The 24,084-nt window shown below is 36.2% G+C and carries 18 protein-coding genes and 2 pseudogenes; 11 read left to right on the plus strand and 9 right to left on the minus strand.

Annotation, left to right across the window (positions count from 1 at the left end; translation table 11 throughout):
• Positions 1-524 precede the first annotated feature (524 nt).
• The 11 genes and pseudogenes from ABT58_RS20145 to glmU form a co-directional block, all read left to right on the plus strand.
• Positions 525-1,667 (plus strand): polysaccharide export protein, encoded by a 1,143-nt coding sequence (locus ABT58_RS20145; protein ID WP_047876242.1) that lies wholly within the window; start codon positions 525-527, stop codon positions 1,665-1,667.
• Positions 1,668-1,739: 72 nt separating this feature from the next.
• A complete protein-coding gene (locus ABT58_RS20150) occupies positions 1,740-3,905 on the plus strand; it encodes a polysaccharide biosynthesis tyrosine autokinase (protein WP_047876243.1) in 2,166 nt (721 codons plus the stop codon).
• Between the two features lie 140 nt (positions 3,906-4,045).
• A complete protein-coding gene (wecB, locus tag ABT58_RS20155) occupies positions 4,046-5,170 on the plus strand; it encodes a non-hydrolyzing UDP-N-acetylglucosamine 2-epimerase (RefSeq protein ID WP_047876244.1) in 1,125 nt (374 codons plus the stop codon).
• 29 nt (positions 5,171-5,199) lie between these two features.
• Positions 5,200-6,465, plus strand: a complete 1,266-nt coding sequence (gene wecC, locus ABT58_RS20160) for a UDP-N-acetyl-D-mannosamine dehydrogenase (protein ID WP_047876245.1) — start codon at positions 5,200-5,202, stop codon at positions 6,463-6,465.
• 350 nt (positions 6,466-6,815) lie between these two features.
• A complete protein-coding gene (locus ABT58_RS20165) occupies positions 6,816-7,790 on the plus strand; it encodes an O-antigen polymerase (RefSeq protein WP_156168833.1) in 975 nt (324 codons plus the stop codon).
• 1 nt (position 7,791) lies between these two features.
• Positions 7,792-8,970 (plus strand): oligosaccharide flippase family protein, encoded by a 1,179-nt coding sequence (locus tag ABT58_RS20170; protein ID WP_047876247.1) that lies wholly within the window; start codon positions 7,792-7,794, stop codon positions 8,968-8,970.
• Entirely contained in the window at positions 8,970-10,133 is a 1,164-nt protein-coding gene (locus tag ABT58_RS20175; RefSeq protein WP_047876248.1) for a glycosyltransferase, read from the plus strand. The genes ABT58_RS20170 and ABT58_RS20175 overlap by 1 nt, the downstream gene beginning before the upstream one ends.
• A 122-nt stretch (positions 10,134-10,255) precedes the next feature.
• Positions 10,256-11,164, plus strand: a complete 909-nt coding sequence (locus tag ABT58_RS20180; RefSeq protein WP_229821613.1) for a glycosyltransferase family 4 protein — start codon at positions 10,256-10,258, stop codon at positions 11,162-11,164.
• Positions 11,157-11,891 (plus strand): WecB/TagA/CpsF family glycosyltransferase, encoded by a 735-nt coding sequence (locus tag ABT58_RS20185; protein ID WP_047876250.1) that lies wholly within the window; start codon positions 11,157-11,159, stop codon positions 11,889-11,891. The genes ABT58_RS20180 and ABT58_RS20185 overlap by 8 nt, the downstream gene beginning before the upstream one ends.
• 89 nt (positions 11,892-11,980) lie before the next feature.
• Positions 11,981-13,117, plus strand: coding sequence for a UDP-N-acetylglucosamine--undecaprenyl-phosphate N-acetylglucosaminephosphotransferase (gene wecA / locus ABT58_RS20190; RefSeq protein WP_047876251.1), 1,137 nt, complete (start codon positions 11,981-11,983; stop codon positions 13,115-13,117).
• Between the two features lie 80 nt (positions 13,118-13,197).
• A pseudogene (glmU, locus tag ABT58_RS20195) lies at positions 13,198-14,133 on the plus strand (bifunctional UDP-N-acetylglucosamine diphosphorylase/glucosamine-1-phosphate N-acetyltransferase GlmU); the annotation flags it as partial.
• A 78-nt stretch (positions 14,134-14,211) separates the two neighbouring features.
• Here the strand turns inward: glmU and wecA (ABT58_RS20200) are convergent.
• From wecA (ABT58_RS20200) to ABT58_RS20235, 9 genes and pseudogenes are all read right to left on the minus strand, one after another.
• Positions 14,212-15,303: a UDP-N-acetylglucosamine--undecaprenyl-phosphate N-acetylglucosaminephosphotransferase gene (wecA, locus tag ABT58_RS20200; RefSeq protein WP_047876252.1), complete on the minus strand. Its 1,092-nt coding sequence runs from the start codon at positions 15,301-15,303 to the stop codon at positions 14,212-14,214.
• A 221-nt stretch (positions 15,304-15,524) separates the two neighbouring features.
• The gene (galU, locus tag ABT58_RS20205; protein ID WP_047876253.1) at positions 15,525-16,415 is read right to left on the minus strand and encodes a UTP--glucose-1-phosphate uridylyltransferase GalU; all 891 of its coding nucleotides are present in this window, start codon (positions 16,413-16,415) and stop codon (positions 15,525-15,527) included.
• Complete coding sequence (locus tag ABT58_RS20210) at positions 16,415-17,464, minus strand: DUF1972 domain-containing protein (RefSeq protein WP_047876254.1); 1,050 nt, start codon at positions 17,462-17,464, stop codon at positions 16,415-16,417. Before ABT58_RS20210 ends, galU begins: the two co-directional genes overlap by 1 nt.
• Before the next feature lie 759 nt (positions 17,465-18,223).
• Positions 18,224-18,410: pseudogene (locus ABT58_RS24425) on the minus strand (transposase family protein); the annotation flags it as partial.
• Positions 18,411-18,491: 81 nt separating this feature from the next.
• Positions 18,492-19,607, minus strand: a complete 1,116-nt coding sequence (locus ABT58_RS20215; RefSeq protein WP_047876255.1) for a glycosyltransferase family 4 protein — start codon at positions 19,605-19,607, stop codon at positions 18,492-18,494.
• A gap of 3 nt (positions 19,608-19,610) precedes the next feature.
• The gene (locus tag ABT58_RS20220; protein ID WP_047876256.1) at positions 19,611-20,408 is read right to left on the minus strand and encodes a glycosyltransferase; all 798 of its coding nucleotides are present in this window, start codon (positions 20,406-20,408) and stop codon (positions 19,611-19,613) included.
• A complete protein-coding gene (locus ABT58_RS20225) occupies positions 20,371-21,585 on the minus strand; it encodes an O-antigen ligase family protein (protein WP_047876257.1) in 1,215 nt (404 codons plus the stop codon). Before ABT58_RS20225 ends, ABT58_RS20220 begins: the two co-directional genes overlap by 38 nt.
• 61 nt (positions 21,586-21,646) lie before the next feature.
• Positions 21,647-22,492 (minus strand): glycosyltransferase family 2 protein, encoded by an 846-nt coding sequence (locus tag ABT58_RS20230; RefSeq protein WP_047876258.1) that lies wholly within the window; start codon positions 22,490-22,492, stop codon positions 21,647-21,649.
• The gene (locus tag ABT58_RS20235) at positions 22,489-23,994 is read right to left on the minus strand and encodes a lipopolysaccharide biosynthesis protein (protein ID WP_047876259.1); all 1,506 of its coding nucleotides are present in this window, start codon (positions 23,992-23,994) and stop codon (positions 22,489-22,491) included. The genes ABT58_RS20230 and ABT58_RS20235 overlap by 4 nt, the downstream gene beginning before the upstream one ends.
• Between the last annotated feature and the right edge of the window lie 90 nt (positions 23,995-24,084).

The raw sequence follows: 24,084 nt of genomic DNA on the forward strand, positions 1-24,084 counted from the left end.
AAACAAAATGGACGAAAATCAAATTGATAAGAAAATATATGAAATAAATATATTCATTAATTTGCTATCACTCGAAAAAAGAAACAAAAAACGATGATAGATTTGCCAATAAAAAATAAAAAACAATCTATTTATACCTAAATCAACGCCATTTTCCCCCTTATTATCCATTGTGTTATTAATAGCCTCATAGCAAACCACTCAGTAATCTCCCCCTGACTTCTCTCTGCATAATTTTTGTGTAAAATAACTCATCGATAGTTTTGATATTAAATACAAAACTATCATTATACTTAATTCACATTCACAGAAAGTCTATTCGTATTATTGCAATACGAGATTGCTAATATTGTTGGTAAATAAACCTTCAAACAAAAAAATCAATAACTTATGGATATTGGGGCTGTCACCCAAGGGCGGTAGCATGGCTTTTTGTTTATCATCAATGACATAGCAATATCACATATTCAAACACTGATGCCTCGTACTATTTCGCCCCTTAACCTAATAGAAAGTTGAACATTATGAACTTCAATAAAAAACCACTCTTGATATCCATCATATCTGTACTCCTTGCTGGCTGTACTGTACCTGGTTCACATCTAAGTGTTGATAATGAAAATGCTACCGTTAAGGGCGATACAACCACTAATGAGACATCTAACAAAATTAACGTTTATCCGTTAACGGCCCAAGCAGTCAATAAATTCAAATCTCCTGCTGTCATTTCAAAAAGCAATCCCGCTTTAGATGCTGAATTATCTCGATATCAATACCGTATTGGCCCAGGGGATATTTTGAATATTACCATTTGGGATCATCCGGAATTAACCATTCCAGCCGGTTCATACAGAAGTTCAGAAGAAGCCGGTAACTGGGTACATGCCGATGGCAGTATTTTCTACCCTTATATCGGATTGGTGTATGTCAAAGGAAAAACCGTTTCTGAAGTCCGCCATATTATTGCGAAGCGTCTCGCAGCCTATATTGAAAGCCCACAAGTCGACGTCAGTGTCGCCGCGTTCCGATCGCAAAAAACGTATATTACAGGTGAGATTAACAAACCGGGACAACAACCCATCACCAATGTTCCCCTCACTCTATTGGACGCCATTAACTTAGCCGGAGGCTTAGGCAACGAAGCGGATTGGCGCAACGTCACACTAACCCGTAACGGCAAAGAAGAAACACTTTCTCTTTACGCACTGATGCAACGAGGCGATTTAACCCAAAATCGTCTGTTACGCTCTGGTGATATTGTTCACGTACCACGTAATGATGCGCAAAAAGTCTTTGTAATGGGAGAAGTCAATGAGCCCAAACTGTTGAAGATTGACCGTGCCGGGATGAGCTTAACCGAAGCCCTCAGCAATGTCGGCGGCATTAATGAACTATCTGCTGATGCGACTGGTGTCTTTGTGATCAGAAGTACCGGTGATGATCCTATCGCCAATGCCAGCCACATCATTGCCGATGTATATCAACTCAATATCAAGGATGCCTCTGCGCTGGTCATTGGCACAGAGTTTGAGTTACAGCCTTATGACATTGTCTATGTCACCGCCGCCCCGATTACCCGTTGGAACCGTGTCGTTACCCAGCTACTCCCAACCATCAGCGGCTTCAATGAACTCACCGAAGGTGTACTTCGTGTAAGAGACTGGTAATCGGCTTACCCATCATTCACAACCTATGGCACAAACCTCACCTTTTCTCCACATGCATGTTTGGAATGGATAATGAGCATCACGCAAAATACAACCGTTAAACCCGTGGAATCCGATGAAATTGATATCGGAAAATTGTTTGGTATTCTCATCGATAGTCGCTGGAGCATCATCTTTATTACCGCTCTATTTGCGCTCTGTGGCATTGCCTACGCACTATTGTCGACGCCTGTATATAAGGCGGATGCGCTTATCCAAGTTGAACAAAAAAGCTCAGGCATGACAGCCTTAGGAGATATGGGGGAGTTGTTTGCCAGTGAGTCATCTGCGACCACGGAAATTGAAATTATTCGTTCACGTATGATTCTGGGCAAAACAGTAGAAGAGTTGAACCTGACGACCTTTGTGATCCCAGAATACACGCCCGTTATTGGCAAAGGGCTCGCACGTCTGAAAAAACAAAGCATTCATGTTTCCATCCCTCGCTTTGAAATTCCAGACAATACCGCTGAACCCACTTTTACCCTTGTCATCAATGATGCAAAAGCCGGGACCTACACATTACTGGATCAACAAGAGCAACCTATTTTAGACGGCGTGACCGGTGAATTAACAAAAGCGAAAGACTTTACCCTGTTAATCACATCCATTCAGGCAATCGATGGTAGCCGTTTTACCATTCAAAAACATAAACCCTTAGATGCAATTCAGACATTACAACAAAACCTGTCGATTGCGGAACGCGGTAAACAAACCGGTATCTTGAAACTGTCTTACACAGGTGAAGATCGACAAGCGATAGAAGCAATATTGAATGACATTAGCCATAACTACTTCATGCAAAATGTCGCACGCAATTCCGCAGAAGCAGAAAACAGCCTGACGTTCTTACGTACTCACCTACCCGACATTAAAACAGAACTGACTAAATCTGAAGATTTGCTCAATCAATTCCGCCAGCAAAATGAATCTATCGACTTAGGGTTAGAAGCTAAATCCACCCTCGATGTCATGGTGAATATTGAAGCACAACTCAATGAACTGACGTTTAAAGAAAGTGAAATCTCGCAGCGCTTTACCAAAGAACACCCCACCTATGTGGCCCTGTTGGACAAACGCCGCACGCTAATGAGTGAGCGGGATCGCTTAAACAAACAAATTCAAAAACTGCCGAAAACCCAACGCGAAGTATTGCGCCTGACTCGCGATGTGGAAGTGAACCAACAAATTTACGTACAATTACTGAACAAAGTTCAAGAGCTCAATATTGTGAAAGCCAGCACCGTCGGCAATGTGCGTATTCTGGATACGGCACAGTCTTACAGTATTGCGGTAAAACCCAAGAAATCACTGATCGTTATTCTTGCTACCGTACTCGGTAGCATGTTCGCTATCGCCATCACATTCATCCGCAATGCTTTCCAGCGGGGTGTAGAAAGCCCAGATCAAATCGAAGCGCTAGGGCTGCCAGTATATGCGAGTATTCCTATGTCTGACTGGCAGGCAGAGCTTGAGAAAAAACAGCGCAGGAATAAAGCCATAAAGATAGAAGATCGATTACTGGCTTTGTCTAACCCAGCCGATCTCTCGGTCGAGGCGCTTCGCAGCCTACGAACCAGCCTGCACTTTGCCATGATGGAAGCGAAAAACAATATTCTAATGATTTCTGGTCCCAGCCCTGGCATCGGTAAATCTTTTGTCTCTGCCAATATGGCTGCCGTTATTGCCAAATCAGACCAACGGGTATTGCTGATTGATGCCGACATGCGAAAAGGCCGGATGGAAGTACAAATGAACTTGGATGCAAAACCCGGCCTGTCTACCTATTTAAGTGGGCAAATTGGCCTGAAAGAAATCATTAAACAACCAGGCATTGAAGGGCTGGACTTTATAAGTCGAGGCATCGTGCCCCCTAACCCGTCAGAACTACTAATGCACCCACGGTTTAAGGCCTTATTAGAATGGGCGTCAGAAAATTATGACATTGTCGTCATCGATACACCGCCAATTCTAGCTGTCACCGATGCCGCTATTGTGGGCTCGCATGCAGGTACGTCCCTACTTGTAGGCCGCTTTGGACAAAGTGCATTAAAAGAAATTGAAATCACCAAGCAACGTTTTGAACAAAATGGTGTTCAGGTAAAAGGCTTTATTTTGAATGCCGTAGTCCGCAAAGCCAGTAACTATTATGGTGGTAACTATGGTTATTACAACTATAGCTACACCTCCAGCAGTTAACCATTCAGCTTAAATACTTCTACTTTAGTTTTCTTATGCCCCACTACGTTAATGAATTAGTGCGGCATTTTATGGTTATCACCACATTGCCCATACATAAAGATATGGCACCAAACCGATAAAGTTAACGGAATACAATCATGGATAGGAAACGTATATTAACCGTCTTTGGCACACGCCCTGAAGCCATTAAAATGGCCCCTCTTGTACATGCGCTATCAAACGATAGCCGCTTTGAATCAAAAGTATGTGTCACAGCACAGCACCGTGAAATGCTTGATCAGGTGCTCGAACTCTTCTCTATCACTCCTGATTTTGATCTCAACTTAATGAAAGCAGGGCAAACACTCAACGATGTTACTGCTCGCATTATTCTTGAATTAAAACCTGTTTTAGATGAATTTAAACCGGATATTGTGGCGGTACATGGAGATACAGCCACTACATTTGCAGCAAGCTTAGCATCCTACTACGAGCAAATTGCCGTTTGTCATGTTGAAGCGGGTCTTCGAACAGGCAATATTTATTCACCTTGGCCGGAAGAAGCCAACCGAAAGTTAACAGGGGCTTTAACACAGTATCACTGCGCACCCACTGAAACCTCTAAAGATAATTTAATCCAAGAGAACTACGATCCTGAAGCAATTACCGTGACAGGTAATACTGTTATCGATGCTCTTTTAATGGTGAAAAACAAAATCGATACTGATTCTGATCTTAATGCGACTCTCGAAGCGCAATTTCCCTTTCTAGATAATAACAAGAAACTTATCCTCGTTACGGGGCACCGACGTGAAAGCTTTGGCGGTGGTTTTGAGCGAATCTGTCAGGCACTGGCAAAAACCGCCAATCAACACCCTGATGTACAAATTCTCTACCCTATGCACCTTAATCCCAATGTGCGAGAACCCGTAAATCGTATTTTAGCCGGCATCGATAATATTCATCTCATCGAACCTCAACAATATCTACCGTTCATTTATCTTATGACTCGTGCGCATATTATTTTAACAGACTCAGGTGGTATTCAAGAAGAGGCTCCATCACTGGGCAAACCCGTATTGGTTATGCGCGATACAACAGAACGGCCAGAAGCTGTCGCAGCAGGTACTGTAAAATTAGTCGGGACAGATATAGAGAGAATTGTTTCGAATCTAAATGAACTGCTCACCAGCAATGAATCTTATCAAGCAATGAGCTATGCCCATAACCCCTATGGGGACGGTAAAGCTTGTGAACGTATCCTTAATGCATTAGCAAAATAAACATTTCAAATTTACACAAAGGAAAAGACATGTCATTTGAAACGGTTTCCATTATTGGCCTTGGTTATATTGGCTTGCCAACAGCCGCCATGTTTGCATCACGTAAGAAACAAGTGATCGGTGTTGATGTCAGCCAGCATGCAGTTGATACCATCAACCAAGGAAAAATTCATATCGTTGAGCCAGAGCTGGATATGATTGTCAGTGCCGCCGTGAGTGAAGGCTACTTGAAAGCCGTCACAACCCCAGAACAAGCTGATGCGTTCTTAATCGCTGTGCCGACACCATTCTTACCATGTGCTGAAGGGGAAGTACCAGAGCCTGATTTGTCTTATATTGAAGCAGCAAGTAAAGCCATTGCCCCCGTACTCAAAAAGGGCGACTTGGTAATTTTAGAATCTACGTCACCGGTTGGAGCAACGGAACAAATGTCAGCATGGTTAGCTGAAGTAAGACCTGATCTCCGCTTCCCGCAAGATGCTGGCGAAAATACTGACATTAACATTGCCCACTGTCCTGAGCGTGTATTACCAGGGCATGTTGTCCGTGAATTAGTCGAGAATGATCGCGTTATTGGAGGGATGACACCACGCTGTTCGGAGCGATCTATTGAGCTGTATAAAACATTCGTACAAGGCGACTGTGTAGTAACGAATGCCCGTACCGCTGAAATGGCCAAACTCACAGAAAACAGTTCACGCGATGTGCAAATTGCTTTTGCCAACGAACTGTCTATCATTTGTGACAAACTCGACATTAATGTATGGGAATTGATTGCCCTTGCAAATCGCCACCCTCGCGTCAATATTCTACAACCTGGACCGGGTGTCGGTGGCCACTGTATTGCCGTTGACCCCTGGTTCATCGTTTCGAAGACACCAGAAGAAGCGCAAATGATCCACACCGCACGTAAAGTGAATGACGGCAAACCACAATGGGTACTTAATAAAGTTAAAATGGCTGTCGCGGATTTCTTGCAAGCACACCCAGAAAAAACAGCCCGAGAAATTACTATTGCATGTTATGGACTCGCCTTTAAACCAGACATTGATGACTTACGCGAAAGCCCAGCGATGCTCATTACCCAAAAAATCGAAGAGTTCCACAATGGACGAGTGATAGCAGTAGAGCCAAATATTGAAGTCTTACCGGCCAAACTCAACCATGTGGAGTTGGTCGACTATAATATGGCCGCTGTAGAAGCAGACATTCAAGTGATGCTGGTTGATCACAAAGAATTCAAAGAAGCGTCTGTCCAAACTGGTATCATTATTGATACTAAGGGTATTTGGTAACTTTAGGTGGGTGCATTAGCACCCACTTTCAATTATGGTAAGTTATGGAATCTATACTAATTATAACGAATATAGTAATTTTATATGCTGCATTATATTCAACAGTGAAAAACAAAAAGTTTTATGACATATCAAACATATACTTCTATTCATTGTCAGTTTTTATCGTATTCCCACTTTTTTATATAAATTTATTACACAAAGAAAATAACTATTATTTTATATATAGCAACTGGCTTGATTATACAAACTTAGTCTGCTTGGTGATATTATTAACATCTCTAATATCAAACATTTTATTTGACAAAATAAACACGCCAAAAGTAGATTGGAAAATAAGTAAAAACGTAATGTTTACTATATTAGCCTTCCTTGCCATTAGTTACGCATCAAAATTCCAATTATTCATTTCAGGTTCACTAATAATTGAAGATAAATATGCTGAGGTACAAAATATATCGTCTTCAGTTAAATATTTTTCAAATTTTGACATTGCTCTATTTCCAATAGTTGCAGCTCTATTTTTTGACAAAAAAGAAAACAACATTACAATAAAGGCAATATTTTGGGTCACACTATCAATAATGATAATCTATGCTGTGATTCAAGGTAGAAGATTTGGGATAATTTACCCACTTTTAATCACCTTTATAATCCACTCTATTTACAATGGGATAAAAACAAAAAAAACCATACTTTTCATATCTTTATCCGCAAGCGTTTTCTTCTCAATGACTGCAATAAGATTATCTCAAGCACAAGCTGTTGTTGAGACGGGTGAAAGCATATCTGTAATGAGTGCCATTAAAAATATCGATGATGATATATTAGATAACTTAACCCAATCACTAATTAGCCGAATCGGTAATCCATACATAATGCTCAATCATGTATCGTATCATAAAAATGAACTTTATAGAGAACCATTTTACAATGTCGCTACTCATGCAATGACATCTGTAGTACCTCGCATTTTTTATCCAGAAAAAAAACCAATATCAATTGGAAATGAGTTTGGTAAAGAAATAGGTGTAATCTCAATAAATAACCACATCACAAAGATAAACCCTGGTTGGCCAGCAGAAGTGTCCTACTCATACGGGTTAATTGGAGTTTCATTATTTTTCTTTTTTACGATAGGAATGATTAAACTAGCTTATCAATATTTCAACGTAAATAATCACATTGGAATCATCGTATATGCAAGTTTATTTACGTTTGTATTCTCAGGATTTCAAATGGAATTTGCTTTTGCATTCAACACATTAATAAAAACAATTTTTGTGTTATTTGTAATTTGTTTTATACATAAAAGAGAATCATGAATTGTTTATTTTACTAAAAAAAATTCTTGCTGCAGATTTTTTATCCAAAATTCTTCAGGTTATATTGACACTGTTGATAATAAGGATATTCAGCAAGGATAACTATGCCAATTACTCAGTAATTTTAGCATGGGCATCAATAATCATAGGATTAACATCTGGCTTTAATGTTTCATTGCTTAGAATTACCGCATCAGGAAAAAATAAAGATAATGAAAACATCTACCTACTATTATTTACTTCACTTTTTTTAGTTGCCGTGATTATTGGTTCATTGGTTATAAATCATTTTTATGGAATTAATGCGAGTTTACTCGTAATACTTACATCTTCTCTTGGTGGGATACAGTTATTAGCGGCTTACTATCAAGCACAAGAAAAAATAAAAAAGTATGCATTGATAAATTCACTGAGATCACTAATACCTCTTTTAACTGTTTTTTTTCTTATGGTTGCATCGTTATCTGTATCATACGAAGATGTAATCTACTTATTCCTTGCTGCATATATATCTTCAATAAGTATTTATATCGCAAACGAAAAAAAGCCTTTCAACTTAAATCTCATTAACTTAAAAAATATAAGATCAATCTTTAGAGAAAACTTACTCTTACTCGCATACTACAGTATAATCGCAGTTTACACACAATATGACTTGATATTTCTAAGTCAAGAATTCAGTAATGACGATATATCAAATTTTGCCGTACTGCAAAGATTATATCTTCTAACAATCATTTTATTGCCATCTGTTGTTTCAACGCTAAGGATATATACAGCGAAAGATACTACCTCTGAAAACCTTAGAGCATTAATAGTAACGGTATTAAAAAAATCTATCTTTCTAGGTTTTTTTATTTGCCTATTAATTGTATTTCTTTATCCAATGTCTATATTCATTGTAGGAGAACAATATTCAGATGCTGTGGAATTTCTTCCTCTCTTTGCTTTTGCAACTTTTTTCTCATATGTTGGCTGTATATTCACTCCAATATTTATATCAAAAGAGCTTTATAAACAATTAATTATATCGGGTATAGCGTCAGTATCTTTCAAATTGCTAATTTATGATGTATTTGCATCAGATTTAAATAGCTTTATCTGGTGCTTTATATTCTCCGTGGTTTTTTATAACATCTTTGGCCTCTCTTTAATGTACACATCTCAACAGAGTAAATAATGAAAGTATTAATGATAGCATACTATACACCTCCTTTCGCAGGTGTTGGACAGTTTAGGATAAACAAGTTTATTAAGTATATTTCTAATTCAGAAGAAATTAGTAAATTAACTGTTATTAGTGTATCCAATGAAGCGTATACTGATATTTGCAACAATGAAATACACATTGCAAAGAATGTTTATGTATATAAGACAGCATATTCTAAACTACTTGGTAATATTTTCAATGAGGAAGGGTTGATATGGGCCCCATATCTAGTGCCCAAGCTAATAAAAGAATTGAAAAATGAAGATTATGATTCAATCTATATTAATGGAAATCCATTTTTCCATATACCCATATGTATAGTGATATGTAAAATATTTAAAGTAAAAGTAATTGTTGACTATAGAGATCCATGGTTGTTATCTCCATATAGAAGCATGTCAACTCTAAAAAGAGTTATAATATCATTTCTTGAAAATTTCGTTGTGAAAAATTGCAGGTATCTAATAAATGTAACAAAACAAGCAACGGATATTCACGTTAATCATTATAGTAAAGTTGATCGTGATAAATTCATAACCATCGAAAATGGATTTGATATTGATGATTTCCATCAAGTTGCAACGAACAAAACAGGAGCATTAGATATTGTCAATATCGTAGGAAACAGACAGATAATTGTTTATTCTGGAAAGTTCTCTGACTTCAGAAACCCTAAAAATTTTCTTAATGCTTTAAGAGCGCATACTGATAAATATTTCTTCCTTCATATTGGTGGTGAAGAAAGACATATAACTGATCAAATAAAAGAACTCCATTTAGAAGATTCATATTTTTGCACAGGATATTTAGCATACAGTGAAGCAATATCTATAATGAAGAAATCTCACTTTGGATTAATTATAAGTGGAGGGCATCCCTATGAACCAACTACAAAGGTATTTGATTATATTGCATTAAATCTTAAAAAAATTGTAATTACAGATAATAATGATCATGGCTTCCTTTATGACACATTAAATAATGACGGAGCTAGCTTTATATGTAAAAACAATATTCCTGATATTCATAATGCATTATCTAACATACACAATTTAAAGCAACAAAATCAATCACTTTACTCTCGATTCAACAGGCAAAAACAAGCAGAGTCCCTTCTGAGTTTTTTAAAATGAAAAAAATATTAATATTAACCAATATGGGCCCATTTACAGGTAATGAATACTCAGGTCAATTCGTTATTGATCAATATAATTCAATGAGGTCTATAAATAACAATTCTATTGAACTTCTACTCATGTCACCAAATGGTAATGGGCCATTGTTTTCAATTTGCAAATATTTTATTTTCCTCTGTAAGTTCATAGTCACCTCAATAAGAAGACATACTTTCGATATCATACATGTGCATTATTATTATCCAACAATAATCCTTGCTGTTATTTATCGATTATTTGTAAACAGACACGTTAAAATCATTGTTACGTTTCATGGTTCCGATGTGTATAAATACAAACATCCTCCATTTCTTTATAGATACCTATTTAAATTTGTCAATCATTCAATATTTGTATCTAAACACTTAGTAGACAATATTAAAATTCCAATCGACAAAAACAAACACTCAACATTATCAGTTGGCGCGAAATATCTTGAACCAAATATTGGTGATGATATCTTTGATTTTTCATTTATTGGCACAATTGATGACAATAAAAAAATAATAGAATTCATTAACATAGCAAACAATTATAACAAAAAGCAACTTAATATAGTTATTGCGGGCTATTGCATTCGTGAAAAAGAGTTTAAAAAAGCCATAGAAGAATCAATTCACAAAATTAAATTTTTAGGTACCGTAAACAAACAGAAAGTTTTTGATATTTTTAATCAATCTAGGTTTTCATTAAATTTGTCAACTTACGAATCTTTTGGGCTTTCAATAACAGAGTCAATGCTTGTTGGCACCCCTGTTGTTGCAACAAATACTGATGGCAGCACAGAGCAAATAATTGACAATGAAAATGGATATATAATCAACTTTAACGATAGAGAAATTCTTCAAGTGTTAGATTTAACATCAACAATCACAAATGAAAAATATAGTGAGCTCTCTTATAACGCTAAAAAGTCTAGTGAGAAATTTCTACTCTCGGAAGTTATAGAACAACTCGAAAATTTATACGATGGTGTATGCAATGAATAATACAATACCAAGTAAACATTCCATTAATGACCTACCCATAACATGCTTCAATGAAATCAATCAGGTAGTGAGTTATATTTCCAATAATTACATCACCCCTCAAAAACCAGGTTCTGCAATTGCTATAAATCCTGAAAAAATAGTCACTAGTTATCAAGATACCCAAACCAAGGATATGCTTGGCAAAGCATCTTTCCTTTACCCGGATGGTATTGGTGTTGTGAAACTATTACAAAAGAAAACAGGTTATAACATATCCCGTATTCCTGGATGTGAACTGTGGGAGCACCTAATGCGGTATGCAGGACAAAATAACACTCCTGTTTTCTTGTTAGGCGCAACAAATAGCGTTGTAAATCAAACTGTCAATAAATTAAAAGATGAGTTGAATTTAAATATTTCTGATTTTCATGATGGATATTTCACCGATGAAGATGAAATGGTTGAACGAATCCGACAATCTGGTGCAAAAATAGTCACAGTAGCTCTCGGTTCACCAAGACAGGAATATTTTATAGAAAAATGCATCAATGCAGATATTAATGCTTTTTTCATGGGTGTTGGCGGTACATACAATGTATATACAGGAAATGTAAAACGAGCTCCTCAATCTTGGTGTAAATTAAATTTAGAATGGTTATACCGACTTCTCTCAGAACCTACACGTATTGGTCGCCAAATTAAGTTACTTAAATTTGTTCAATTAGCTGTACAAAATAAGATCTAAGTCTCTCACTCCACACACTATATTCGCATTAGTCACATTCGACTAAACAATCAATTAAACAAACCAACATTCTAACAATAGTAGGTTGTATGGATATTGCGTACTCTTTTGTATTTCTGTGTTCATTGGGTTCCTTGTTTATATTTCGTAAGGTCGCCAAACGCATAGGGTTAGTTGATAAACCAAATGAAAGAAAGCATCACCAAGGCGTGATCCCACTCGTTGGCGGGATTTCGATCTTTATGACGTTATGTATTTCTTTTCTTATGTTCTTACCGATCAACGATAACTTAACCATGTTCCTAGGCTGCGGCTTTGTATTAGTCGTGATTGGGGCATTAGATGATTACTACGACATCAGCTTTAAGTTTCGCCTCGTGGTTCAAGCGGCGATTTCACTGTTTATGATCCTGCAAGGTGGCCATTCACTGCACAACCTTGGGTACTTGATGGGCAATGAAACCTTGCAATTGTCTCCAATCGTCAGCGGTATCATTACTATTTTAGGGGTCATTGGTGCAATCAATGCCTTTAACATGGTCGATGGTATTGATGGGTTATTGGGCGGTTTAGCTTCTGTCACGTTTGGGGCACTCGGCTTTGTGTTCTATACCAATGGTAATCATCACCTGGCGACATTCTGCTTTCTCTTTGTTACTGCCATGGTGCCTTATATTCTGCTGAATTTAGGGATCCCACTGGGCAGACGCTTTAAAGTGTTCATGGGAGATGCTGGCAGTGTTTTGATTGGCTTTTCGGTCGTTTGGCTATTGATCCGTGGCACACAAGATCAATCCATCATTACCTTTAAACCGGTGACGGCATTGTGGCTGATTGCGATCCCTTTAATGGACATGGCGACCATTATGATCCGGCGTATGCGCAAAGGACAATCCCCTTTCAAACCAGACAGAGAGCACTTGCACCACATCTGTCAGCGGATAGGCCTTTCCCCCACCGTCTCTTTGTTGGTGATTTGTACCTCTGCCACCATCATGGCCGCTATCGGTATTTGGTCTGATCTCAATGGTATCAGTGAAAGCGTCATGTTCATCAGTTTCTTAGCCGTGTTTACTCTTTATTTTTTAGTGATCAGCTACATCTGGCGTATTACCACCTTCATTCACCATATCTTTGGTCAGCCAGCTCGCCCACTGGACAATGCGAAAGACTGCACGGCAGATAATATCAACCTTGAAAAGACACAAACTGAATCAGACAGTTAGTCCTTTAGGTCTTAACAAGACACTCATCGTTACCTTCTAATACATCCACTTAACAGTCGCATTCTTATATGGAGATAATAATGCCCTTTAGCGCAGTGATTTTGGCCGCCGGAAAAGGCACACGCATGCACTCTGACCTACCGAAAGTATTGCATACCCTCGCAGGTAAACCTTTGGTCTCTCACGTTATCAATACCTGCCGGCAGCTCAATGCAACACAACTCCACCTGGTTTATGGACATGGTGGCCATGCCATGAAACACACTTTAGTTGATGAAGATGTCAACTGGGTACTGCAGGAACAACAGTTAGGTACGGGCCATGCCGTTAATCAGGCCTCCCCTTTCTTCTCTGACAGTGAAAAGGTATTGGTTTTGTATGGTGATGTGCCGTTAATTAGTGCCAATACCTTGCAGAATCTGCTTGATGCACAACCTTGTGGCGGCATTGCTCTGCTTACTGTGGAGTTAAGTGATCCAACCGGTTATGGGCGAATTATTCGCAGTAATGGCCCAGTTACCGCGATTGTTGAACAAAAAGATGCAACAGAAACGCAAAAACAAATCAGCGAAGTGAATACAGGCGTACTGGTCGCTGACGGCAAAGATCTAAAACGCTGGCTACGTGCGTTAAAAAATGAAAATGCGCAGGGAGAATATTATTTAACTGATATAATCGCTATCGCCCATGCGGAAGGCCGCACCATTGAAGCGGTGCACCCAGACGATACGATTGAAGTAGAAGGGGTCAATAACCGCAACCAACTCGCCAAACTCGAGCGTGCTTTTCAGGCAAAGCAAGCTGAAAAATTACTCTCTGCTGGCGTGATGCTACGTGATCCCGCCCGCTTTGATTTACGGGGTGAGTTACAACATGGTCGCGATGTTGAAATTGATGTGAATGTGGTGATTGAAGGTATGGTATCACTGGGGGATAAAGTAGTGATTGGGCCTGGCGCGATTTTGAAGAACTGTGATATTGCCGCCAACACCGTGATTGCACCATACAGTGTGATTAGCACATAACGCACGTAAAGGGGCCTGCTGGATACCCTCCAGCAGGTTACAAGCAGCAAATTTAATCGCGCAATATCTTTATTTCGATTCTAGCTCTAATTCAGAGGCGGTATGTGTTTCAATCCCAAACTGTTTGCGGATGAAAGTGACAATACGCCAAATATGACTGATCACAGTAAAGTACACCGCGAACGTGATTAAAAAGCTAATAAACATCACTGTTTCACTGATGCCATTCACGTCAGACCAAATACCAATAGCAGCCATCAGCGCAGCCATACTGCATATCACAATCAATGACATGGTTGGGGATAAGCCAATACGCTGACAAATATGGTGCAGGTGTTCACGGTCTGGCTTAAACGGTGAGTGCCCTTTACGGATACGGCGTATCATAATAGTCGCCATATCTAGCAGCGGAATCGCAATCAACCACAATGCCGTCACTGGCTTAAACGCGTACACATCAGGTTCTTGTGTGCCACGGATCAACATCCATACCACCGAAAAACCAATAAACACACTACCAGCATCCCCCATGAACACCTTAAAGCGGCGTCCGAGAGGAATACCCAAGTTAAGCATGATGTATGGCACCATTGCTGTCACAATCAACAAACAGACCGTCGCGAGATATTCATTGCCGTTAGCAAAGAAAACCAACCCCAGTGCACCGAACGTCACGGAAGCCAATCCCCCCAACAAGCCATCGATACCGTCTACCATATTAAAGGCGTTAATGGCACCAATCACACCCAATACGGTGATCACACCACTCGCTAATGGCGATAACGTGATAACTTCACTCCCCATTAAATAGCCGAGGTTATGCAGGCTATGCCCGCCCACAGTGATCATGACTAATGAAATCACGGCCTGTACCACTAATCGCAGTTTAAAGCTGATATCGTAGTAATCATCCAACGCACCCAGTACGACCAATACAAAGGCACAGCTTAGGTATAGCATTAGGTTGTCTGTCACAGGTAAAAACAACATAAAGCTAATTAGGATGGTCATGAAAATGGCGATCCCGCCCACCAGAGGGATCACGCCTTGATGCAGTTTACGGGCATTGGGCTTATCAACTAAGCCAATGCGTTTCGCCACTTTACGAAAGACGAATAAGCTCACGAATGAGTAGATAAATACGAAAATATACGCTGTCATATTATTAATTCGCTGAGTGAATAGATATTGCAGATACAGCAACTCCCCCACTGTATACACGAGTGAGGGAACATTACTGTGATATAAAGCTAAGATTTAAAAAAAGATATTCGCTAAGGAATAATATGCGACAAGAACAAGGAAATGCACACGTCAGCTAGTTCACCAATTAGCACCGATGATAGAAGTATTGGAGCAATGATTAATTTGTGATATTGCGATTAACTGCGTGATGCCAGGTATTGAGCAAAATCACTACCCAGATCAGGATGGCGTAACGCATATTCCATGAACGCTTTAACGTAACCCAATTTGTCACCACAGTCGTGAGACTTACCGCTCATATGGAACGCTTCCACCGACTCTTCAGCCATCAACATGGCGATGGCATCAGTTAATTGGATTTCGTCCCCCGCTCCCGGAGGTGTCACCGACAGTTTGTCCCAAATGGTAGCAGACAACACATAGCGGCCAACGACGGCCAGGTTAGATGGTGCTTCATCCACCGCCGGTTTTTCTACCATACCAAACATAGCACTGGATTCGCCAATCGCAGGAATATGCTGGCCACAGTCAACCACACCGTATTTAGACACATCCATCATCGGCACAGGTTCAACCATGATTTGGCTTGCGCCAGTCTGCTCGAAACGGCGCATCATCGCAGCCAGGTTTTCCGTCTGCTGATTAGCCGTGAATTCATCCAAAATGACATCCGGCAGAACCACGGCAAATGGTGCGTCACCGACCAACGGTTTGGCGCACAATACAGCATGCCCTAACCCTTTGGCATGGCCTTGACGCACATGCATAATGGTCACGTCTTTCGGGCAAATAGATTGCACTTCATCTAACAGCTGGCGCTTCACACGTTTTTCCAACGTGGCTTCCAACTCGTAAGAGGTATCGAAGTGGTTTTCAATGGCATTTTTAGAAGAGTGTGTGACTAACACAATCTCTTTAATCCCCGCCGCCACACACTCATTCACAATGTATTGAATAAGCGGCTTATCTACCAATGGCAGCATTTCTTTTGGGATCGCTTTAGTTGCAGGCAGCATGCGTGTGCCAAGACCCGCTACGGGGATGACGGCTTTTTTTATATTTTTCATTAATATAAACTCTCATACTCTTTAGCAATAATTTCCCAAGTATATCGTCTATTTGCTATGGACTTCATATTTTGAGCATTTATATACAAGTCACTGTCACTATAAAGAAGCTTGATTAACTCTTGAGGAGACTTAAAATAACTACATTTATTTTCTGTACTATATCTATTGAAATTACAATCATATGCGAATATAGGTTTAGAAAAATGCATGGCTTCTACAAGAGAAGGATTTGTTCCTCCTGCTGAATGCCCATGTATATATGCAAAACAATTTGCTCTATAATCAAATAATGTGGAAAGATCATAGACAGGATCTATGATATCTATATTAGAATACTTGGAATATTTATCTTTTAATCTAATCCCAAATTGAGACTTATCCCAATTCCCTATAAACTTTAATTTTTTATCTGTCTTAGAAAATGCATAAAGGATCATCTCCACATTATTTTCCGGCTCAATTCTACACAAGCCAAAATAATAATCCTGAGGCACCACCCCCGTATTTTTATTCGTCATAACATGATCACCACCATAAGCAATTACACGTGAATTAACATTATATTCACTCCTTACATAATCTGCTATAGCTTGGTTATCAGAAATAACCACATCTGAATACTTGACTGCTAATGCTTCTGAAAACTTCAAGAACTTTCTTGCAAACTTCCCCCATTTATCTCTCTTCCATTCTAACCCATCAATATTAGTTATGATTTTTGATTTAGATAGCAACCGGTAAAATGGCAAAAAAACACATCCTGACACACCTAATATCAACGTCACATCAGGCCCCCTAAATAAAGAACCAACCATTGACAATATATCATATGGTATGCTTTGGATTCCATTCGCATCAAATGGAAGATATATTAACGATGAATTGTTATAGTCTTTCTCTTTATTTTTATAACTCTTAGATGAGCAATAGACCGTATAAGATATATCATCAGAACTATATTTGGTTAAATTTTCAACCAGAGATTCAAAACCGCCATAACAAGCAGGAATGCCCACAGTACCTAACACAGAGACTTTTTTAACCATTCTTTATACTTAACTTAAATTCAATTTAAAAACATATGCCTTTATAAACCAGGCAAACAGAAAAATATAATTTCACTATATAATTGCAAGTTCCAATTACCGATATATACAATTAATAATTTTTAATAACTTTAGATTTTTAGTGACGAAAAATAAAAATATCAACTATTTCCTGAAATCGTGAGTAATAATTTTGACCTAAGGATGCCCCCATGAGTGACTAATTTTTTACCTACTGACTATAACCAGCACTAAATACTGCCTCTAGCACTAATGATGCATCCTTTATATACGATAATACATATCTTGATTGATTCTACTCGAAGCATATTCAGCTCATATGTTTTAGGCAATACAGTTATAATATTTGTATATCTGAAACGCCTCATCACTCATCCTTACATAAAGTATCCAACACATTGACTCTATTATACCCTGTTCTTCTCTAACTGACAGTGTCAAGCTCTATGGAGCTATTGTAGTAACGATAAGTAGTGAATAAGCTTTTTCTATCGCTTAACGGAGTTATCCGCTAGCCAATCATCTCCATTTTGCTCTACAAGGGTTATGACTATATAACTTAAGAAGCCATTACATCATCAATGGTCACTAAGATGCTATTAATAAATGACATGTGAATGGAGGAGATCCAGTCTTCAAGAGTATATAAAGCTCCTATAGATTACGATTTATCACAACGTTTGACTATGAATAAGAATATTTACCGATAGCATCCTAGTGCCTAAGTTCTCATGAAAATGATCGTATACAAGCAACCACGTCATCAACAGGAATATCGTTCAAAATAGAGCGTTGCACTTTAGCCACGCATGATGACTGAAAATAACTTACGAATATCAAACCAACCTTTCGCTCCGGTAATAAGTACACATAACGAACCAAACAAGACTGCAAAGAAGCGATATGCAGCCTTAGCATTTGGTATTAGTCAGTGGTTCTTTGCATTATTCAATTTATCATGGGTTATTCACAGAAAAATTTTTTCATAATTTTGAATAACAAAACTTCACGATCTCACCCTGGTTTTAATATAGTTAATGAAGTTACTTTGGTAACACTTAGAAGAAAACATTTTAGATTTAATCATCGAAGAATTAGAATATGTGTACCATAGATTAAAATCACTTGATAATAGTTTCAGAAAATTAGAAATAGAACTCAACTCACTAGGATCAGAAAGCAATCCACATTTATTATCCACAATCTCAATCGGCCCACCAACATTAGGAGCAATTGGAACACAACCATAATTCATCCCCTCTAAGATTGATAATCCAAAAGTTTCAGTCCACATTCTTGGTATGGATAAGTTAATAATTGCAAAACCTTTACAATATATTTCCTCGATGTTATCAGGCCTGATTTCAATTGTTATATTATTATTTAAAGTAACACCTTCAAAATAATCATCAAACTCATCAATCGTACAATTTAGAATCAATACGAAGTTAAAGTCAGGTAACATACTTGTTAATTCAAGTAGATAATCAATACCCTTATACTTTTTTAAAGACCCAGAAAAAACAATAATCTTTGAATCAAACTTTGACTTAAAATCAATATTCGACGGGATTGAAAAATCACTCCTTAACCCATTATAAATAACATCCATATTAGGGTTCTTGTACTTTTCATTATTTAAGAGATAATTTGACACAAAGATCACATCATCTGATGTTAATTCAACAATCCATCTCAAAAACTTTTTCAAAATAGATGGGGCAACATGAGACTCATGTATATAATATATAACTCTATCAGCAAAAATTTTTGATGCTATTGCACCACCAAATGGCAGCAATGTATTAACAATAACTACATTATTAATGTCATCGCCATTTTTTCTGCAACACAATAACTCTCTTGATACAACAAAAAACAAACAAACTTGAGATAATAAATAATAAATAATTTGAATCCATCTACTCTTAGCTCTCCTATAAAAAAATTCAACCTCATCCAAATTTGCTATATTACTCAAGAAACCATTATTATTGCTTGTATAAAGAACTTTTTTATTTACATTTAAAGAACTATTAGTTGCATCTATAGCGTCACGCAAGACACGAGGACTTCCACTAAAATCATTATATAAGTGGATGAAATGTAAATTCACCTTCATCAATTAATCTCTATTTATAAATAAGTTAATGTTTTTCATATATACTAATACCATGTAAATAATAAAACAGGTGTAATAACCCCATCCCCTTTTTTTTGATATATATAAATTTGCTTTCATCATATTCAAAAAACGGAACTTTTTCGTTTTTACTGATTCAACATTAAATATAGATAAATCATGACTTAAAGATACATCTAATACATATGTAGGGATTTGTTTTTTATTTAAAGAAACAAAGAAATCAGTATCAATCCCATATAAGCTCAAATTCTCATCAAATGAAACTTCTTTTGAAATTATTTTATTACAATTGATAACAATTCCACTTGATATTGCAGTTAAATTATTATGAAAACCACAATGTATAGTTTTAAAATGCTTCCCTTTTACTAATCCAAATTTTGCAGGACTATACATATCACCAATCTGGGATATTATCTTCGGTACTCCTACACAAAACATGTCATTATTTAATAACTTAATCACTTCGTAAATATACTTATCATTAACTTCTGAGTCATCATCTAATATTAACAAGTAATCGTCTCTATAGTTATTTATAAAATCATTATAAATTATACTTAAAGCTTTATTTTCACCAGAAGAGTGATAATGAATATTACGATCGTATATATACAACTTATTAAATTCTGCAATCTCTAAATTTACCGTGTTATCCCAGATATGTAACTCAACATTATCAGAATTGCGATATTTGCTATTTCTAAATGTATTGACTGTATTCGAACTTGTACATTTTTTATTGTACAGAACACATAGTATAACTATTTTTCTCATGGTTTTCTTTTCTTACTTTAACTAAGATCATAATGATAAAATAAAAAACAGGCGTGTTAAGTAAAGATTGAAAAAACAATATAAACAAAAACGAGATCGCCAATAAACAAGGGATTTCAGAGTATTTTATATGGTTAGAACTGTTTAATGTCATTATAATAAATGAAATAGTTAAATATAATAACACTATAAAATACACTCCATATATTCTTATAAGATCGATTATATAAGAATCAGCTCGATTATCTCCCGTAATACCAATACTGAAGAAGCCTTGACCGAATGGATGAGAAATTAATAAATTTAGCGCGTTAGTCCATTGTTCAATTCTTCCCAGTGCAGATCCATCAGATGAAAAATAAGGCAATAGAAGTAAGACCAATAGAAATGATGCTAACAATAATACTACTGTAAGAAAAACATCTATTTTCTTCTTGTATATGGAATAAAACAAATACAAGATAAAGAAAAAAATCAAGCCAATAAAAAATGTTCTAGTTTGTGACATTAGTAACATTAATAATGAAACTAAAATCTTCACAGATGAGTATCGCTCTTTTCTCATTATAAAAAATATTATGAATGAACAAAATCCAGTAACAGCATAAGAGAGTGTACCAACAAAGAAACCATTACATCTAATTACACCATCTCTAAAATGATTAAATGATGCAAATATGTTACCAGAAGATAGTAGTGGCTCATAGAACCATATATCATCCATTTCCTTAACATTAAACACTTCCCATATACCGAAAAAGAAATTCGGTAGTACAACAACAAAAAAAAGCACATTACAAACTTTCTTCATTTCTATATCGGAGCTTTTAATTACAAACAAACTACAAACAAATAAAAATGGGAATATGTAATTCTTACCAATTATTATTGTTTCATTTAAAGACCCATTTGAACTGAATATCCCCCAAAAAACACTTATACTTGAGAATAAAATAACTTTTAAACAGATAGAGTTAATCTTGCAAGAAAAAACATAGAGGAATACATAACAAGTAATAAATAATAAAATGACCTCTTTCCACGAGCTAGATAAAACAATACTATTAATTTCAAAGTAATAAGATAAGTTTATAAAAATAAAGTCGTGATAAAAAATCAATATAACAAAGGTTATAAAAGGAAACCTGAACCGACCATCATTATTATCATTTTCCAAATAATATCCAATTGATAGAACAGACAATAATAATAGCCATATAATAGCATTAGCGTTAATTTTAAACCCCCTTTAATGTTTTTATTGTATAATAAACAAAAGACTTTAAATCATAAAAAGAGCTAGAGTGTAATAAATATTTAACACCATAAATAATGTTAAATTCACCTGATTCGCATAGACCTTTAAATTTATTTTCGAAATACCATTTTTTCCCAAATTTAAATAAATACTTATCAGCTAAACTATTTCTACTTTGCTCTTGAGTTAATGATACTCGCGGTCTATCGACTTCAAAATTTACTGCATAGTCTAACCGTTCAATTTTATAGCCATCACTTATCATTAATGATCTTAGAATTAAATCCCAATCCTCCAAAGAAGACAAATTTTCGTCAAAACCATCTAGTTGATTAAAGAACTCCCTTCTCATCATAAAGCCAATATCTATACCATTACAGTCTAATACATCTGATAGTTTTATAACTCCATATTTCTGGCTATCATCTAACATAACTTTTTGAAAATCATTTACTTCAAATAACCTTCCTGATGATACAAATGAAAGTTTTTCAGATTCATTTTCAATATAGGTAAGCATGTTATTTAAGCGACCAGGTAAGTAGATGTCATCATCATCTAAAAAGCTAATATACTGACCTAACGCATTTTTCACACCAATATTTCTAGCTCCACTAGGCCTGTGAGCCCAACTTTTTACAACTTTAACACATGATAAATGATTAAAGCTTTCTTTTATTTCTTCCGTTTGATCTTTTTTATAATCATCAACAATTATAATTTCAATGTCATCTATATCTTGGCTTAAAATTGAATTAACAGAACGGGATAGAAATTGAGCTCTGTTAAATGTGGGGATTATTACTGATAATTTAATTGACTTCATATTTTTCTCTCGACAATAAAGTCTCGAAGCTTTAATACATAAAATTTAGAATTAGTTAATGATACAACCGATAAAAAGACACCTATATATATAACAAAAAATGCCAGAACCGATGTTATTATTTCACCCCATGAATCGGAAGCCTTATCATTATCAAAGATAAAAGACATCACAAAATGGCTAATTCCAATTATTATAAACATTTCAAATAACATAAATGAAACTTTTTCTACATACTTAATAATGGGAATTTTCAAACAATATTTAAATATAATCACAGGTTTAATAACCATATTAAATATAACGTTTACAATTACAGTTCCAACAACAACACCAGCAATACCATAATGGCCAACTAGAGCTATTGATACAACCAGATTAATAAATACTTCAATTATTGGATTGTATATATCTTTATAATACGCATATTTATATTTAATTAACTCAGTTGGCCATTTAATCACATCAAAAAATAGGTTCACCAATATTAATATGACTATAACTTTTCCCAGAACCATTTTATCATTCAGCCAGTTGATAATAAATGGCGTTGCGAAATAATAAAAGCCTAACGATACAACCCCTGCAACCCAAAACGAAAATTTTGCAAAAACAATCCATAATTCATAGTTTTTCTTATTGTTCTGAATGATTACCAATTGTCCAACAATAGGGTCTACTACTGAATGAAATATTGATACCACTGTAATTACAAGTGACGACAACATCATATAGCTTGAATATGACGCAACAGCAGTCAGTGAAATGTACTTTGCGATTAATATATTATCCGTATTATACTGTATTATATGTGATAACTTATGGAAAAACATCTGACTTGCATCAGCTTTTATTTTCCCATCATAATCATTGCTGTTTTCTGTAATTTCATAATGTTTATCTATTCTTCTTTTAAAAAAAGCAAACTTTATAATATTACTTATAAAGCTAGCGCATAAAAAAAACAAGAACGATTGAAACTTTATTATTAGTATAATCTGAACTGCCTTCTCAATAATTAATGCAATTCCAGTGACAGATTTCACGAAAAACACTTTCTGATCAGCCAAATACAAGATTATATATTTATTCAACAAAAAGGTTATTACAGCGTTACTTACGAATATCATCCAATATATAGATAGCAATAAGTATGACTTGAATTCTACAAGGTAGAATAAAAAAGGAATCGCAAGCACACCTAACACTAGTGTAATGATTGATACATTACGGTAAAACATATCTATTGTATGGTATATTTTTGATATTTCATTATAATCTCTTTTAATAAGAGGTTTATAATAGGCAACAGTTGCAGATGTTGATATACCCAAATCTAGCAAGCTTAAATAAAAAACAAGTTGAGATAGCAATCTAAACAACCCAAGCTCACTATCCCCTATATTGAAAAGAAGATATCTATTTATCAAAAAACTTAAAAATGTAGTCACAACAGTAACGAAAAGTGTAAATATGATATTCCTAGATATATTTTCTTTCATTTAATTTCAACTTAAACACTAGCATTGTTATGTCTAGAGTACATTATAGTTCATATATAACTTAGCAAAACTCTAAAACTATTACCCATT

This window comes from Photobacterium aphoticum (assembly GCF_001029435.1).
GTDB lineage: Bacteria > Pseudomonadota > Gammaproteobacteria > Enterobacterales > Vibrionaceae > Photobacterium > Photobacterium aphoticum.